The sequence below is a fragment of the Stenotrophomonas sp. 86428_Sma genome, from assembly GCF_056481585.1.
Genome location: NZ_CM151156.1, coordinates 1,185,773 through 1,203,084 on the forward strand (window position 1 = coordinate 1,185,773; position 17,312 = coordinate 1,203,084).

The 17,312-nt window shown below is 56.3% G+C and carries 7 protein-coding genes; 5 read left to right on the forward strand and 2 right to left on the reverse strand.

All coding sequences use genetic code 11. The annotated features are described in order from the left end of the window. Positions 1-184 precede the first annotated feature (184 nt). From ACZK3J_RS05365 to ACZK3J_RS05380, 4 genes are all read left to right on the forward strand, one after another. Entirely contained in the window at positions 185-760 is a 576-nt protein-coding gene (locus ACZK3J_RS05365; RefSeq protein ID WP_149908858.1) for a single-stranded DNA-binding protein, read from the forward strand. Between the two features lie 136 nt (positions 761-896). Next, complete coding sequence (locus ACZK3J_RS05370; RefSeq protein ID WP_478476501.1) at positions 897-2,228, forward strand: site-specific integrase; 1,332 nt, start codon at positions 897-899, stop codon at positions 2,226-2,228. Beyond that, positions 2,218-3,759, forward strand: coding sequence for a site-specific integrase (locus ACZK3J_RS05375; RefSeq protein ID WP_478476502.1), 1,542 nt, complete (start codon positions 2,218-2,220; stop codon positions 3,757-3,759). Before ACZK3J_RS05370 ends, ACZK3J_RS05375 begins: the two co-directional genes overlap by 11 nt. A gap of 20 nt (positions 3,760-3,779) precedes the next feature. After that, positions 3,780-5,834, forward strand: a complete 2,055-nt coding sequence (locus tag ACZK3J_RS05380) for a hypothetical protein (RefSeq protein WP_478476504.1) — start codon at positions 3,780-3,782, stop codon at positions 5,832-5,834. A gap of 1,186 nt (positions 5,835-7,020) precedes the next feature. On the opposite strand, the gene ACZK3J_RS05385 is transcribed toward ACZK3J_RS05380, so the two are convergent. Both ACZK3J_RS05385 and ACZK3J_RS05390 read right to left on the reverse strand, forming a co-directional pair. Further along, positions 7,021-7,800 (reverse strand): hypothetical protein, encoded by a 780-nt coding sequence (locus tag ACZK3J_RS05385; protein ID WP_478476505.1) that lies wholly within the window; start codon positions 7,798-7,800, stop codon positions 7,021-7,023. A gap of 117 nt (positions 7,801-7,917) precedes the next feature. Further along, entirely contained in the window at positions 7,918-13,002 is a 5,085-nt protein-coding gene (locus ACZK3J_RS05390; RefSeq protein ID WP_478476507.1) for a hypothetical protein, read from the reverse strand. Between the two features lie 889 nt (positions 13,003-13,891). Between ACZK3J_RS05390 and ACZK3J_RS05395 the strand changes: the two genes are divergently transcribed. Beyond that, positions 13,892-17,266 (forward strand): RNA-directed DNA polymerase, encoded by a 3,375-nt coding sequence (locus tag ACZK3J_RS05395; RefSeq protein ID WP_478476509.1) that lies wholly within the window; start codon positions 13,892-13,894, stop codon positions 17,264-17,266. Positions 17,267-17,312: the final 46 nt, after the last annotated feature.

Below are 17,312 nucleotides of genomic sequence, written 5' to 3' on the forward strand. Positions count from 1 at the left end.
AGGTGAACGTCCGCCCCGGTCGCCACGCTGGCGGTCGGGGGAGTAGAGGCAAGCCCGGTGGGCCGGGGCTCGATGATAGAATGCCGGGTTTCTGGCAGTGCCCACCCATGGGCGGCCGGGTATCGGCAACTCCGGCTGTGTGCTATGACAGGCACCAGCCCCCGGACAATGGAATCACTTACCTATGGCGCGCGGCATCAACAAAGTCATCCTGGTCGGCAACCTCGGCAACGACCCGGACGTGAAGTACACCCAGAGCGGCATGGCGATCACCCGCATCAGCCTGGCCACCACCAGCGTCCGCAAGGACAAGGATGGCAACCAGCAGGAACGTACCGAATGGCACCGCGTGGTGTTCTTCGGCAAGCTCGGCGAGATCGCCGGCGAGTACCTGCGCAAGGGGAGCTCGGTCTACGTCGAAGGCAGCCTGCGCTACGACAAGTACACCGGCCAGGACGGCGTGGAGAAGTACTCCACCGACATCGTTGCCGATGAAATGCAGATGCTGGGCGGCCGTGGTGACGGCGGCGGTGGCGGCGGCGGTGGCAACTACGGCGGCGACCGTCCGCAGCGCCAGCAGGCGCCGCGCCAGGAGTACGGCGGCGGTGGCGGTGGCCAGCGCGGCGGCCAGGGCGGTGGCTATGGCAACCAGGGCGGCAATCAGGGCGGCGGTTACGGCAACCAGGGTGGCAACCAGCGTCCGCAGCCGCAGCAGGCGCCGCCGATGGATGACTTCGCTGACGACGATATTCCGTTCTAGAGAACACTTAAGTACTAACAGTTGAAATAAGCCAAGGAGGAGCCCTGTCTATGGGGCTCCTCCTTTTTTTTCGCGTTCTCGGGACGGCAAAAAAAAGAGCTATAGTCATACATACGTGAAATCAGGCGAGCAAGGGATGAGCCCCAAGCTGTCGGTCCATGTGATGCAAGACGGCGAGCGAGTTCCGATGCTCCAGGACGAGTCGGGCCTTCCGCTGTTCTATCCCACGTTGTACGCGACCTCGCAGCTGCGAAATGCTGGCTTGGCCGTCAACACCATCCGCAACAAGCTTGCCGATCTGATCGTGTTATTGCGATGGGAGGTTGCGAACTGTCGCAATTTGATTTCGGAGTTTCAGTGTGGACGCTTTCTGACCATCGCCGATGTGGTTTCGCTACGCGATTTCGCCAAGCTTGATATGCGGAACTGGAAATCCGATGGGCACTGCACAGAGAAGTCAAGTATCCGTGTCCTAGCCTTTCTGGAGGCGAGGGTTGCCCCGAGCCGAGCTCGGGCCGCAATTGGCTCGCAACAACATTTCAATCGTCTAAGTACGATTGCCGACTATCTGGAATTCACGGCAAGCGTCCTCACGCAGCACAACGGTTCTCACCAAATGGGACAAGAAATCGCTCGTATGGGGACTGCCATCCGAAAGCATCGTCCGCGCGGTTTGACGAAGCATTTTGAGGAAGAGCCAGAACGTCGCTCCCCTCCGACCGACCTCGTGAATCACTTCATGGCAGTCGGATCTGAATGTGATTCAAGAAATCCGTTCAAGCACCCGGATATCAGACTCCGCAACGCGATCATTTTCGGCCTGTTAAGACATACCGGCATGCGACGCGGAGAACTCTTAAGTCTTCGACTGGATCAGTTTGACTTGGGCCACGAGCCTCTTGTTTGGGTTAGGCGCAACCAAGATGACAAGCACGATTCTCGATGTTATCAGCCCGTCGCTAAGACCAAGGAAAGACCTCTCCCGCTACCGGCTGAGCTCGCTGAGCAGCTCAGCCGATACATGCTGCAGGTCCGCGCTGGCATCCGTCCTGCGCGGCGGCACCCGTATCTTCTGATTTCGCATCGAAAGGGCGCTGGCTGGGGACAGCCACTCTCCATTTCTGCTCTCAACAGCCAGATCTTCGGTCGAATGCGGGCTGTGGATAGGGACTTTGAGCTGATCCATCCCCATGCGTTCCGACACCATTTCAACTATGAACTGTCCAGAAGCATTGATGAGCACAACGCAGAGATTAAATCGGACGTCACGGCTGACCACGCTGTACCGATCAGCGAGCATAGAGAGCAAGATGTAAGGGCTTTCCTCAATGGTCACCGACATAGAGCATCTGGCGCGGCGTACAACCGCCGCCATATCCGCGAAGTCAGCGAAAAGGCCACACGTCTGGTGCAGTCCGGGATGATGCGGAAGATCAATAAAGACATGGCCGAAGAAGATGAAGACTGAGCGAAGGCCTCTTGGAAGAGTCAAGCAAGCCGCGCTCAGCGCATTGTCAAAGGACGGCTATCCTTTCGATCCATCCAGCAACCAGTGGCGGCTAAACAAGGACGTCCAGCTCTCTCTGGTACTTCCGCACAGTATTGACCCGTCCGTCGAATCTGGCTTCCGCGCCACATTGCTTCGTTACGCTGAAGAAGCTTCAGCCCTTCATACACGCAACATGGAGAATAGATTCAAGAGGTACCTCCGCGATACGGGAGCGTCGGAGGTGTCCGTGGCCGATCTCATCAACTGGAGGGCCATCTTGGGCACCCACAGTCAATGGAAGCTCGGTGGATTGAAGGGGTTTTTGCTCGCATGGCATGACTATGGGTTTGATGGCGTCTCCACGGAGGTCGTCGATCTCCTGCAGGGCTGGCGGATTCAGGGCAACGAGAAGGGGGCGGCGGTTGCTAGCGGCTGTCCCGATAGCGGGCCGTACACCGACCTCGAGATGGCGGCCCTGCTGGACTGGGCAAATCTGGCAATTACACGTCGGAACATTTCTCTAGAGGACTACGCGTACTTACTGGCGTTGGCAATGACGGCAAGACGCCCTGTCCAGCTCGCGGCACTTCGAGGTCGGGACCTGATCCGTGATAGCACAAGAGGCGTGGAGACCTTCAGGCTTCGAATTCCTCGTGCGAAGCAGCGTGGGATCAAGTTCCGCGGCGCGTTTCGCACGCTAGCTGTCATCGAAGACCTTTACCTGGTGCTTCAACAGCTGCACCAGCGTTCCGTCGCCTTGGCCAGCGAGATAGTAGAGCAAGCCATCGAGCCAGAATTGGCGGACGAACTTCCAGTCTTCATCAATCGAGGGCGCCTGATGCAGGTGCGCAGCGTTCATGAAATGAAAGAGCTTCTAATGGGTGATGCGCCGGATCAGCTGCATGCAAGCACCTCCTCCCTCTCATTGGCCTTGCAGCGCTGCGCGAGAGCGTCGACCGCTCGCTCAGAGCGGACCGGTGAGTTCATTCGGCTGTCCGCGACTCGCTTCCGACACACCCGGGGAACAAAGCTGCGTCGTGAGGGGTTTGGCGCCTTTGTGATCGCAGAGCTTCTCGATCATTCTGATGTTCAGAACGTCAGCATCTATACCAAGAACACAGCGCAGGAGGCCGTTCTGATCAACGAGCTGGTTGGTGCCCAGCTGGCTCCTTTCGCGCAAGCCTGCCTGGGCAAGCTTGTAGCATCGGAGAGGGAGGCGATCCGCGGCGGTGATCCTAGGAGTCGTGTAGCCAACGAGCGTCAGAATGCCGTTGGAACCTGTGGCAACTATGGGTTCTGTGCTAGTGGGTATCGCGCCTGCTATACGTGTAGTCACTTTCAGCCTTGGGTTGATGGGCCTCACGAGGAAGTTCTGGCTGATCTTTACGCAGAGAAGGACCGAACTCGAGCTGCAGGATGTGCCGATGCGGTTGTGAATGCGAATGATCAACTGATACTTGCGGTTGAGCACTGTGTGGCAATGTGCAGAACCGCAAGGTCAACGGAGTAGCCTCCTGGGAGCGAGTACTCATGGGTGACATCGTTCAGTTCGTGCCCCGCACTGAGAAGGACGCAGATGCGAATCTCATGGAGTTCATCCGGTTGACGAGGGAGGAGCTCACCTCTTTTGGAGGTGACGGCTCTTGGGTAGATGATAGATGGCAGGACGGGGCGACGACGGTCGTGTTTGCGACAAAGACGGCGCCGCTCGATCCCTACAGCTTCACTCCCATGGCTGAGCCATTCAAGCAGTTCGCCAAGGCTTATGTTCGTTACTCATGGAGCCAAAGGCCCGTCAGAAATCTGTCCTTTATGATCCTGGCGCTCCGATGCGTAGAGGCCGGATTGCTCGCGGCCTGTGGGAGAGCGGATGTTGGACTTCTCGGCATTGCAGTTATGGACGTGTGCGCGAACAAGTGCGCTGAGTTCTGCGGCACCAAGCAGATTCAGTACTCGGTTGGTCGCCACATTCAATTGATCTTCGACTTTCTGCGTGGAAAAAGGCTTGTTCGATTCCTGCCGCCTTGGAAATCACCCTTCAAGAAGCCGGCGATCCTGACAGAGGGCGTGGGCGAAGCCGGAGCGGCATACCGTGCATCGAAACTTCCTTCCACACAGGTCATGCTGCAAGTTGCCGATCTCTTTGCGGTGGCGGACGACGTGGAGAGTCGCTACTTCAGCTCGCTGATCATCATTCTGATGGCCACCCCTAGCAGGATCTCCGAGGTGCTTCGGTTGCCGGTTGACTGTGTGCAATGGGAGTTGGATGAAGCCGGGCAGTCCCAGATGTACCTACGCTGGAGAGCGGCCAAGGGCAAAGGGGGGATGAAGAAATGGATTGTACCCGTAATGCATGAGGTGGTTCAGGAGGCGGTAAAGCGTCTTCTTGAGATAGGTCAACCTGCACGCGATGCAGCGAAGTTCGCGTCGGCGAATCCGGGGCAATTCATGTATCACTCGGGCTGTCTGCGAGAGACGAAAGGCGTCGATGAGACCCCCCTCACTCCGGAGCAATTTTGTGCCGCGGTGAATGTTCGGTACCCGAGGCATAAGCCACGCGCCGGCCTCCGCGCATGGCATGAAGTTCGCTTGGACAGCAGGTTGAAGGCTCTTGTTAATCAAGGAAGGACCAGCTACCGGGATCTAGCCGAACACGTCCTGCGCGAGTGCAGTGATGCGTACTGGCCGTACATTGACGGCGAGCGAACTGTCCTGGCTTGGGATTCATTGTGCTTGCACAGGATCAATGAATTTCATATGGAGTTCGAGGCCAAGCAGTTCTCGTGGCGGCTTCCCAACGCCAACGAAGTCAATAGCCGCCTCGGTAAAGCGGGCCGCCCGTCGTTGTTCGAACGAAGGGGGCTGAAGGGGGAGGGCGGGCGTGCGATCAAGCTGACTACCCATCAGCTACGACATTGGCTCAGTACGATGTCTGAAAGGGCAGGAATGGACGATTTCACTCTCGCTCAATGGGCAGGGCGTGCGAGAGTTTCAGACAATAGGCACTACGACCATCGCAGCCCACAGGAGCGCCTGGCGGGTGCGCGAGAGCTCCTGTCCCTGCGCCACATATCGCCGTTGGAACGCTTCAGTCAACGTGCGCCGGTCACCTATCAGGAGCTTGGTGTTGATCGGCTTGGAACTGCAAAGGCTACCCTCTACGGCATGTGTGTCCACGATTACGCCATGGCACCTTGCCAGAAGCAGAGAGAGTGCATGACCTGCAAGGAGCATGTCTGTATCAAGGGAGATCATGTAACGCTTGAGCGAATCCGCTTGCTGGAACTGCAGACCGAAACACTTCTCGCACGCGCGAGGAGAGCGCACTCTGAAGGCGACTTCGGCGCCGATCGCTGGGTCGATAGCCACAAGTGGAAGCTTGCACACGTCAGGGCTATGAGGCTCGCGCTCGAGCATCCTGAGGTTTCGTCAGGGGCTATTCTTAGAATACCGGAGGGGCACGATCCCTCACCAGTTCGTAGAGCGCTGCTGGATCTTGGGTTGATTGAACATCCCGCCTCAGAATCAGTCGACACCCTCAACATCACAACGCACGGGAGTACGGATAAGTGCCCAGGATTGTAGTGACAAAGGCGGCTCTGCCAAAAATACTGCGTGAACTTGACCGCTGGGAGGGAAAGCTCACCTGGCCGTTGTTCTGCGCGCGAGTCGCGTTGGTGTTGGGCGTCGGCTCAGTATCCAAGCACACGATGTACCTCTATCCCACGATCAAAGAGCGTTTCCAGCAACGCCAACGGGACTTGAGGGAGACAAAGGATGCACTTCCCAGGGACTTCACTTTGAGGGGAGCAGTCCGACGCATTGCAGATCTGGAGGCTCAGGTCCGCAGACTCGAGGAAACGAACAACCTGTTGCTGGACCAATTCCGTCGTTGGCAGTACAACGCCTATGCCAACAATGTTCGGATTGATCTACTTCAGTTGGATCAACCACTACCTTCATTGGATCGTGCGAACGGCCTATCCGGAGGGCGCTCTAGACAGCGCAAGCAGAGGGAAGGTTGATGGCGGTCAACACGTGCGTATGGATATGCTGAGCACGACGTGAGTGGCGTTGGAGGCGCGCACACCGTTATCCATGCTTGACTTTTTTCGTCTGACGCTTAGCCCTAAGGCGCTTTCGCGCAGCTAGCCATGTCGCCCAGAGCGTGAACGATACCGCGCAGGCGGTGATGAATAGGCCAACGATTAGAATCGCCTGATCAGTCGAGTTCAACGGCGTTTGCTCCATGAATGGATCAGATTCGCGCTATCTTATCTGAGGATTTCGGTAGGTAGTGCGGGCACGATGGCTGCATTCAGCGCCTTGCGTGACGGAATTCCCATCTGAAGGGATAAATTGCGGGCAGTATGGCTGCATGTCCTGGAAGCCAGCTGGGTGACCACATGTTGCACAGAGCTCGTCATAGGGAGAGTTGCATACTTGTCTATGTGTATGAGTACGGTAGCTTCGGCCCAAGACGGGGGGGGATGGACGGGCGTTGCTATAGCCTATGTCGTAGCCGATTTCGATGGGTAGTGCGGGCATGATGGCTACATTCAGTGGCTGGTATCTGGTGCGTGATTACGAGCGGCAGATAGTTCGTCAGGGAGAGAATTGGACGTTCATCTGTGTAGATGAGTCCGGTAGCTTCCGTCCGATACCAGCGGTGATAGTTGGTGCGTTGTTTGGATCTACGTCGTGGCAGAGGTTGATGAAGGCGGCGCGTGCGGTACCCCTGCATGTTCTGCAGTGCTAAACAGACTGCCTCTTAGCAATCTAGCGAAGAAGAATCTGGCGCGCATGGCGCTTGGCCGGTCCGTCGTCCTGTCATGGCGATTGATGCATTTCGCAAGATTTCAGCGAACGGCCGCTCTGTTGGCGTGGCCACGGCTAAGCCCAGCCAAAGATACTGTGGCGTATCCCCCTCCTGCAGTGCGCTAAACGCCTTCACACGGCGTGCCTCTTTCGTGATGTTAACCGCGTTAGGGAAGCGAGTGTTCAGGCGCTCGGCTTCATGAATGATCAATTCATACGTTGCGTTGCCGAACTCAGCGGCCTCCTGACTCGATGAGAAGTAGCCCTTGTGAATTACCGCATTTCGAAGCTTAGTGAGCTTCTGGTCTAGAAGTGGAGGTGGGCTACCATCCAGAGATGTTCTCAAGGCTATGTACATGCCAAGTTGGCGCTCAGACTGCATGGCTACTGATTTCCACATCGTCTCAATCGACGCATTGGAAGTTGAGCAAGAAGTCAGTTGTACCCGAATGGAGAATTCATAGAGTCGCTCCAGTGCTGAGGCGAAGCTGCTGATTGATTCACGAAAGTAGCCATCCACGAGAGCCTCTAGCCCGCTCTCGAACAGGAGTTCAAATGGCAGGTTTCCAAGAACTACGAGGAGTGGATGGTCATTCGGACATTTGGTGCGATAGATGCCATCGTCCTGAACAGGCGCTGTTCTGCTTTCAACGACTACGCCGTCGGAAGGAATCCCGCCCCCATCTGCTATGAGCTCTTCAGTACATGTTGGGCAGGGGAGAATGATTCGCATAGACCATTTTATTCAAACTAGCATAGGGCTGAGAGGGGCGATTTAAGATAGCAGGATTCTTCAGGTGTCCATGGCGCTGCGTGGCGTCTGCTGTTGCTGCAGTGGAAATTCGACAAGCTAATTACCTGAGACCTGAGGTGTGGACGGTGTAGCGATTGGCGACGTCGCTAGGTAGTCGCGCAACTGAAAGGCCAGGGACGAACCGGAATCTACAAGCCTGTCAAGCACCTCCAGAGTGGCGAGCCTGAGGTTTACATCCTGAAGAAGCGCTTGGCGATGTTCGTGAACCGCAGTCTGGCAGATGGTCTCGGCGTGCCAAAGGCTGTCACCATCGTCGAACAGGGCTGCCGGCGCCTTCGCTATGGCGTCTCTCATTTGGCCCAATGCGGTGGGTACCGCCGTTGCCCTACCGACACCCGCCATCAGCGCAAGGATTCGGTCAAGCGCGTGCAGGCTGTCCCCAGCAGCGACCAGACAGGTGGCGACGAAGCGCGGGCGGCTTCGCAGAAGCGGCAAGTCATGAAAATTCGTGTGCCATGGCACGGATTGAAACAGCAGAACAGCCAGTAGCTTCTCATTCCTGCTATAGACACGCCGGGAGCTCGTGCGCAATGACTCGTCGGGCAGAATCTTCGCTGCGGCTCTGTCCCAGACTCGCCAGAACGCATCCGCGTTAGCGTAATCTCGCTTCATGCATTCCGTAAGCGTTGATTCCAGCAGCCTTTCACTGAGTTCCGGTCCGTGGTCGATGCAGTATTCGAGGAGCGCAAAGATAGGAGCGTTGTTGTTGTCCTGCGCTAGCAGCTCAGCGGCTAGAAGGGATCCCACTTCCCTGCGCGCCTCAAAGTCTACATAGTCCGGCGCGTAACGATCGGCGCGCAGCTTGCTTTCCTGGTGGGCCATCTGACGAGCAAGCGTCGTAAGTGCCTGGATCCTCCAGGCTTCTGAAGCTTCGCTGAGGGATGCGTCGATTGCTATGGTCCATTCCTTAACGGCGGTCAGTCGCTTTGGACTCGCTCTGGTTGCAGCCGTCCCGGCCTCAATTGCCGCCACCAAGCGCTTGTTGATGGCTTGTCGTGCATCATCAATGTAGCCATTCCCGCGCCTTCTTGCGTCGCCAGTGGCGATTTCGATTGCTTCGGCATACTCCGCCAACGCCGTTGTCAGAATATCGGCGAGAATAGGTTGTTTGGGGCGCAGAGCTTCTGAGATGGCAACGGCTGCTGCACGACGTACAGACCAGACGGGCTCCGTAATGATATTGGCGAGTGACCGTGGAAGCTTGGGATGTGTTGGGTCTGCACTTGCCAGCAAGACAAGCGTCTTGGCCCTCAGCTCGCCCGTCGCAGGGTTGCGCCGGATCCAATTATCGCTGTCCAGATACTTCGAGGTGACTTCGAAAAGATAGTCCTTTGCCCACCGTAGGCCTTCCGAGTTCTCGGCCGGCCAGCGCAGAATCAACGCACAGGGGAGATCGTCTTCCAGTCCCAGTAGTAGGGTCTCCTCCTCACCCTTCGCCTCTTCACGGAGGCGCTGAAACTCTTCGTACGCCTCAGATGCGGAGGCAAACCGACTTGCTGCCCCTCGTGATGATGCGAAGGTTGGCTGGGTCACGGCTCCCGCCCACAGGCGCAGCATGGACGCGCGGTTCAAAAGTTGGCCTCTCAATTCCGCTTGGTCGCTTACTTGCTTCAACTCTGGCTCTAGGTCCGCGATCTCTAGTTTCACAGACTGACCATCGCCGACTGGCTCGCCGAGCTTCATGCCCCTGCTGTCCATGCGCTTGATTGCCATCCGCCAGCCGCTAGGGACGTCTGTTGCATGGCTAAGGCCTTCAATGTGCTTATCGAGGATCGCAAAGATCTCGTCCCGAAGGTCGGGGCGCTCAAGTTGCAGCCTCAGCGCCAGCATCTCCAAGTGCTGCATTCTGTGCGGAAGTCGGTTGCTGGCGGTACGCTCTTTCTGCCTTTCGATATCTAAGCCATCGTGCCCTCCGCGGATGGCCAGGGTGCTCGTTTCTCTCACGTAACGCGCCATGTCGTCTGCGAAGAACTGCGGGGAGCGGAATAGCGCCAGGAGCTTCTGCGAGGCTAGGCTCGGATGTGCCATCAGGACACCTGCCACTAGTCCCGTAGTGAAGCTCGATTCTCCGCGTTCCAAGATGAATTCAAGAACTTCCGAGATGATTTCTGGGTGCGCAGCCGCTGCATTCAGTAGCCTCTCTTCCAGCGCCATCAATGCACAGTCTAGAACATAGCTCGAGACGGACTGTCCGCGATAGGCCGCCCAAAGTCGCCAGTCGTGGACGTGTGCCCGTCCGTTTGGACTTTGCTCCGGTGGGAGAATAATCACTTCCTCCGGATGAGTCTGGGCAAATGACGCTGCTGCGTGATTGCAGAGATCGACAATAAAATGAACGCTTTCGAGAAAAGAGAAAAGCAGAAGCCACCGGAAGGGTCCTTGCAGTACAGACGGAGGAAAGAACGAGTGGGCTGCCCTCTGACTGAGTCCCATAGCTGCTTCCCAACCGCTCATGTCAAATTGCCGTTTGTTCTGAGGCAAAGTTTCGACGTACAGCGCCCAAAATGAAGCGCGTACCAATTCAGGGTTGAAGTACGCAGGCTCCCGGGAGTGCAGTATGTTGGTAATGAATTCCAGGCGATCTTCTGCGTAGGCGTCACGGTCCGCTCGGTCGTCTGCGACCTGTTTCACCAAGGCGTCGATGAATGCCCTGAACTTTGCAGGCGCGGCTCCAGAGCAACGACACAGGAGTTGGTAGAATCGCTTCCCTAGAGTGTTACCTCGGTACCAAGTTTCTTTGTCTTGCCGGCAGTAGCGCTCAGCCATGCTAAATATGGCGTTGACCCGAGGGGTCGGGTTCTGCCAGTCGTCATCGTGCGCAACCGCGTCCTCGGCTAGCTGAGCTACCCACGAGTGGGCCTCCTGCGGCATAGACGGGAATGCCTCAGCGACCAGACGCACTATCACGTCCCAAGCTTTTCCTACTGGTGCAGCCATTCCGATTCTGGCGAGAATCTCTCTGTTTGCGGCGTCGTCTCCCAGGTGCGAGTAGTTGACGGGGGTCGGTCCCTTGCAAGCAACTCTCAGCAAGTGGCTCAAACGCTGAAGAAGAGCAGTGCCGTTGAACAAGCCATCGCTTCCTAACTTCGCCACTAGTTCCTCAACCCGCTCAGATCGCAGGAGTCCTATGACAATCTCATCCCTCCAGAGCTGTGTTATAGCCGATTCGGGTTGGATTGCTTCCTCCAGCAGCGCATAAGCCCTATCGTCGCCCTCGGCGGATCGCTGCGCCGTCCAAGAGCGCAGTGCTCGACGCATGCCTGCATGTACTCCAAGCTTGGTGAATAGCGCGGTCCAATCACGCTCCGCAGAAAGTACCTCTCGTTCTACTTGAAAGAACAGGGACCAGTCCTCTAGAACATCGTGTGCAGGGGCTACTCGAGAAGCTTCATCGCTTGCGAGTACGCCGTCCTGCAAAAGCGATGCAACAGCTTCTGCGTCAGGAGGGGGATTGACGAACTGTGAAAAGCGCTCGGTGCGTAGGTAGCAAATTCGATCGAATGTCGATTGGCGTCGTGCGCGGAGGGCAGAAGACAACCCCCTGGTCGGTGCAATCCGCTCTGTCCAGAGTGCCCTCCTAAGGTCATTGCCGGAGGCACTTGGAAGGGCCGCTCCCTTGAGTACGTACTTAAAAGCAAGCTGCAGGTAGTAGGGGGTGAGCAGAACCGTCTTTACGCCTTGGTCGTTGGCAGCGACAGCCTCGAGTGGGCTTGAGGCTATCGCAGTGAAGAGCTCGGCTTCTGTGAGCAATGGAACGTCCACAACTTGGCTAGAAAAGCTGTAGAGGAAATTTGTGTACAGGCCGTTCAAAGCGTAGGCTCGGGTCGTGACGCAGAGCCGCGATGACTTGTTCTTGCGAACAAGTGCGAGAAGCTCTTCAAGTGCGCCTGGATTCTGTGCTTCGAGTGCCTTCTCTAAAGAATCGATGATTATAGTGGGGGTGCCTGCTCGTAGAAGAGTGTCAACACTCTGGACTGGATCCTGCAGTCCATGCAGAGACTGAACTGCTGCCAAGGTAGGGGCGTCCAGTTCATCAGCCCTGAAGAAAAGCAACTGGCCAGACTCGCGAAGCAGAGACGATAGCTCAGACACCAAGGCTGACTTTCCAGCTCCTGGACCACCTACAATGATGGCAAGCTGCCTTTCATCAAGTGCTGACAGCACGCGACCCACGCATTCGCCTCGGGGAATGTGCCTGCCATTGGGTAGCCTTGTCGAGATGAGAGCGAGCTGAAGCAGCGCTCGTTGCGTCAGTCGATCAGGAACACTGCTCAATCCATGGTGAGGGGACAAGCGACTCACCGCTGCCCTAAGTCCCTCCTTGGCGGTGTGAGGCCACGTCGTCGAAGTGATAGTCCCGACGGAAATACCTTGCTCTTGTACATAGGAGACAAGACCATCCCAAATCAACTCACCTGAGTCGCCTGGATGCCCGGAGGTTAGCAGGGCCTGAACGAGGCTGAGCTCCTGGGAGGAATCGGTTCCAAGGTCATGAATGTCAATGCGAAGGCGCTGGAGCAGCTGAAAGAGAAGCTCCTCGCTATACTGGATGGTCAATGTACTCTTCGAAATCGTTTTGAATGCTTCCCAGGCATCCTTGTAGATCTTGCCGAAGGTGTTTGAATCTAGCTTCTGTAGATAGTCAGCTAGATCCGTTGATGCACGAGAAAGTTCACAAAGACGCTTTGCTGCCTGGTTTGCGGACGTCGCCGGGGACGCTGCCGCAAGAACCAAGACATCACAGGAGCGATCAAAGGGGCTTTTCTCGATGCCGAGGAAATCACGCCAAGCGCCCTGCAGCCCATCGATAAAGTCCTTGTTGCCAGCCGTGGCGTTGAGGCCGCGCTTGCACTGGATTAGCTGTAGCCAACCCTCTGCCGAGCTGCTGAGCCGGCAGTATATGTCGTCGGTGTGGGCACCTTTATAGCGAGCTTCAAAGCGCAGCTCCGAAACCCGGATGCCATGCAGGCAGAAGGCTGTTGGTATGCCCGTAAGCATGTTGGCTAAGTAGAGCGCACCAACCCGGGCCTGAAAGACGCCGCCACCACCGCCAGTGGCAATGGTGCTCGTTACTTGAGTGCCCTGTAGAGGCAGGCGAGGGGTGAGTTTCTTCTTTGTCATCTACCAATGCCCTCGCTGATCGATGGTGCCATATGTGATCAATCATAAAGGATATGCGGCATCCGTCACGCGGAATGAGCAGTGCATAGAAAGGGTGACGGGAAGCGCTATCGAACTTGTCCTCAAATCTGCTGGATGCACCCGGAAACCCGACGATCTGCTTTCCGACTTTGGCTGCCAAGAGAGTGATCAATCGGGGTTGGGCAGAGGCTTGGTCCGCCAGGCTTAAACGTATGGGCGAAGCTTAACCTCCGGCGCTTCTGTCACCGATGTAGTGCCGTGGGTTTGGGTGCGCGGGTATCGACGGCTGAGGTTAGGCAGGGGCGAGCACGGGCCGAGAGGCGGAGACCTCGCCCTCTATTCAAGCGAAGGCCGGCTGAGTGCTAGTCTGATAGTAAAGTGTACGGGCTTTTACGTCAGGCAAATACATGGGGGTAGGTATGAGCGTTGTTGATTCGCGTTACGACAAGCTCTTTCCGCGAGCAAGGATTGTTCAAGATGAGGTCGTTCTTGCTCAGGCGTGGAAGAAGACTCACACCTTCGTGCGGCGTTACAACTGGTACGCCGATGTGTTGGAGCTCGACGTGTCCGGGGTCTGTCTGCCGGAGAATCTGGCCGCTTGGTCCGCAGATGTTGCGGGTGGGAATTACGCGACAGATGCCGCGTGGCTAGTTCCGGCACCCAAGAACGGGGTGTGGTGCTTCGCACCAGAGTCGGAGGGGGGTGGCAGCCGCAGCGCAGCGATGGTGATCAAGCCCCCGTCATGCGCCCTCTTGCTCATATCGGAGTGCGTGAACAGTCGATTGCGACCGCCGTAATGCTATGTCTGGCGGATTGTATTGAATCGGCACAAGGGGATACGTCCCTTCCAGCGGAGAGTGCTGCGGAAATGGGTGTCTTTAGCTACGGCAACAGGCTATTTTGCAATTGGTCGAAGGATCACGCTTACGCATCCTTCGCGTGGGGAAATTCAAATACATACAGCAGGTATTTTCAGGACTACCAGAAGTATGTCGAACGACCACTAACAATTGCGAAGAAAGTTGAAGCTGGCGCAGATGCCAAGGTGTTCATTGTCAGTCTGGATCTGAGTGCATTCTTTGACAACGTGGACATTGCTTTGCTGGTAGAGAAGCTGAAGGTCGCATATAAAGAGTTCTTTGATAACTCTGAGGGTGATTTGCAGCCTGCGGACGATGCGTTCTGGGATATTGCACTGAGGGCATTGAGTTTCAAGTGGCGTGATGAAGACTTGGCTCTTAGCTCGCTGTTCCGGGATGGTGTACTCCCGATTGGCCTTCCTCAGGGATTAGTCGCGAGTGGATTTTTTGCCAATGCATACTTGCTTGATTTTGATCGTGAGATTGGCTCCTTCATCGGCCGTAAGCCCCGAGGTGGAAGCTTCCGAATTCACGACTACTGCCGCTACGTCGATGACCTGAAGCTGGTGATCTCAGTCGGGACAAACGACAAGATGCCTCACGATCTCGCCAGGTTGGGTGAGGAAATTACTGGTTGGGTTCAGGGGCTTCTAAAGAAGCACACCACGCCAATCGAGCCAAGTGGTACGTATCTTCGGCTCAACGCGAAGAAGACCCAGCTGGAGACGCTCGTTGAGATTGGAGCTGAGTCCGGCACAGGGGCACGTATGAAGACGCTTCAACGGCAACTGAGTGGCCCTTTTGATCTTGATTCCCTACGGCACGCTGAAGCCGGGTTCAATGGCCTTCTCTCGTTAGCTGAGCTTGGACTCATGGAGGGCGCCAGGTCCGCACAGGGAAATCTTAGTCTGGCAACGGTGGCAACGTTGAAGCATGAAGTTAGGGATGACACTCTTACGCGTTTCTCCGCGTACCGATTGGTGCGCTCACTTCGCGAACGTAGGAGGATTACTGACCTGACGGAGTCCAGCGATGGTGAGCGGGCGGTTGATGCGTTGCGGCATGATTACCAAGCAGCTGCACGGCGCTTGGTCTCTGCATGGGCACTGAATCCTTCTCTTGTTCAGGTGCTTCGATATGCGCTGGATATCTGGCCCAGTATCGAGCTTCTGGAGCCTGTGGAGCAGGCGCTATTGAGCAAGCTGGGGGACTCTGGCCACAACTCCGAGCTGGGGCGGAGGGTTGCCTATTATGTTCTTGCCGACTTGTTTAAAGCTGGCGCAACTGAAACTGGTAGGGAGGCTCTGCGGGATCCTAACTTCGAAATTTCTGACGTGGAAGCATACCGAGTTGCACTCGCGGACCTCGCGTCAAGAATGCTGGATGAATGGGAGACCCCTTGGTACGTACAGCAGCAGGCAAGTCTTCTTCTGGCATCAGTTGGGCAAGTAGCTAGAGTTCCACGGGGTGCACCTGAGCTTCGATTCCATAGGGCCCTCCATCTCTTCGCTCGAGGAAGGTCGCCTGCTGTGGGCATCTCCTTCGAGGAGGAGATCGTGGTGTCCTTAGTTGGCCACCAGATTTTTAAGGATGCCGGGCGCTACACGCAGTGGTTCATAAATTTTGGCAGCAAGAGGAGCAGAAGGCAGGTGTCAAAGGCTTGGGAGATAGTGGCTGGAGCTTCTCCTGATCTGCTTAGGCATCTTCTTGGTTCCAAGCGGAATGGGATGCAGTCGTTGATCGCTTGTGCACCCAGGCATCTGGTCCGGTTCGCGGAGAGCCGATGGTCAGCCGGAAGCTCGCCTCTGCCTTTGAAGAAGTGGTTGCCGCTTCTGACTGTTGTGACCCACCCGCGTCAGATCTTCAGTCAGGAGAATTCTCTGCTAAAGCTCGCCGAAGCGTTAGGTAGATCAAAGACAGTGCGAGCCTTTGATGCTGAGCTTCTCACTCCATTGAACGTCGAAGTCAGGTCCGATGACTGGGACCAGTTGGACAATCCACTCTTCGCTACGCTGGAGGCGCGTGCTGTTGCTTCACTTAAGAGAACAGATGGTACGTATGACACTCCTCCTTGGTGTCGGGGCGAAGATGCCTGGATGTATGCGTTTGGGCGCTTGCTGCGCGCTGCGGCCACAGGTGAGCCCGACTTCACCACGCGTCACTGGCTCTCCAGCGAGGGCGCGGGTTGGTATAGTGGCCTAAGGAGTACGTGGCAGAAGCGTCGCTTGGGCATGCTTCACTCCGCAGAGGGCCTGAGAGGCACCACGGCCGCAATTACGCCGTGGTTTTCGGATTTGCTGATGCACTTGTTGAGGTGGCCGGGTGTTGCGGAACGGAAGAATTTAAGGGTAGCGACGATTTCAACTCGGCGAGAGTTTGAGGACGCAATTAGTAAACGCCTTGAGTTCCAAGGCAGACTCTATGGTGTCAGTAGCCGCTTGCCCATATACCGCTATCCAGTCGAATGGCCCTTAAACAAAGAGCGCGGACTGAGAGTTGCAATGGTTCAGGGTCTCATGCCGCTTCATCATCACTTCAATGATGGGCTGTCATGCCTTGATGATCCAGGTTACCGGGAGAAGCACCGGAATCACACTGCAGCTTTGCTGCATCTTACCAGTAAGCACTTGGCAGCACGCGAGTATGTATTGGGAGCTTCGGAGAAGCCTCATATCGATGTCGTGTTGTTCCCTGAGCTCAGCATCCATGTCGACGACCAGGATCTCATGAGGGCCTTCTCAGACTCGACTGGGGCGATGCTGTTCTATGGACTATTGGGGGCGAAGGAGCCGACCACTGGCGAGCCTATCAATGCGGCTCGGTGGCTTGTCCCGCAGCGACATGCAGGCCGCCGCTCTTGGATTGAGGTAGATCAGGGTAAATTCAACCTCACTCCTGAGGAGCGTAGGCTAGGTATAAGGCCGTGGCGGCCTTACCAGGTCGTCATCGAACTTCTTGACTCCGGTAGGGCGATCGAAAGGTCCTACCGAGTGACAGGCTCAGTGTGCTTCGATGCTACGGACCTTTCTCTGGCCTCGGATCTACGAAATGAAAGTCACATGTACGTCGTCGCGGCTATGAACAAAGATGTAAAGACTTTTGATGGAATGGTTGCTGCGCTTCGATATCACATGTACCAGCATGTTTTGATTGCCAACATCGGCGAATTCGGCGGCTCTACAGCTCAGGCGCCCTACGAAAAGGAGCATAAGAGACTAATGTCTCATTCTCATGGCGGTAATCAGCTGGCTGTGTCGGTCATAGATGTGCGCTTGGAGGATTTCGGGCCTGAGCTTGAGGCAGCGCTGCCCGCAGTGGCGAAGATGAAGGAGGTGAAGGAGCGCATAGGCAAGGCGCCGCCTGCGGGACTAGATCGCGCCTAGGTGCCTTTCGACGATCTGTTTGCTGATGTGATGGGTCTGAGCGATT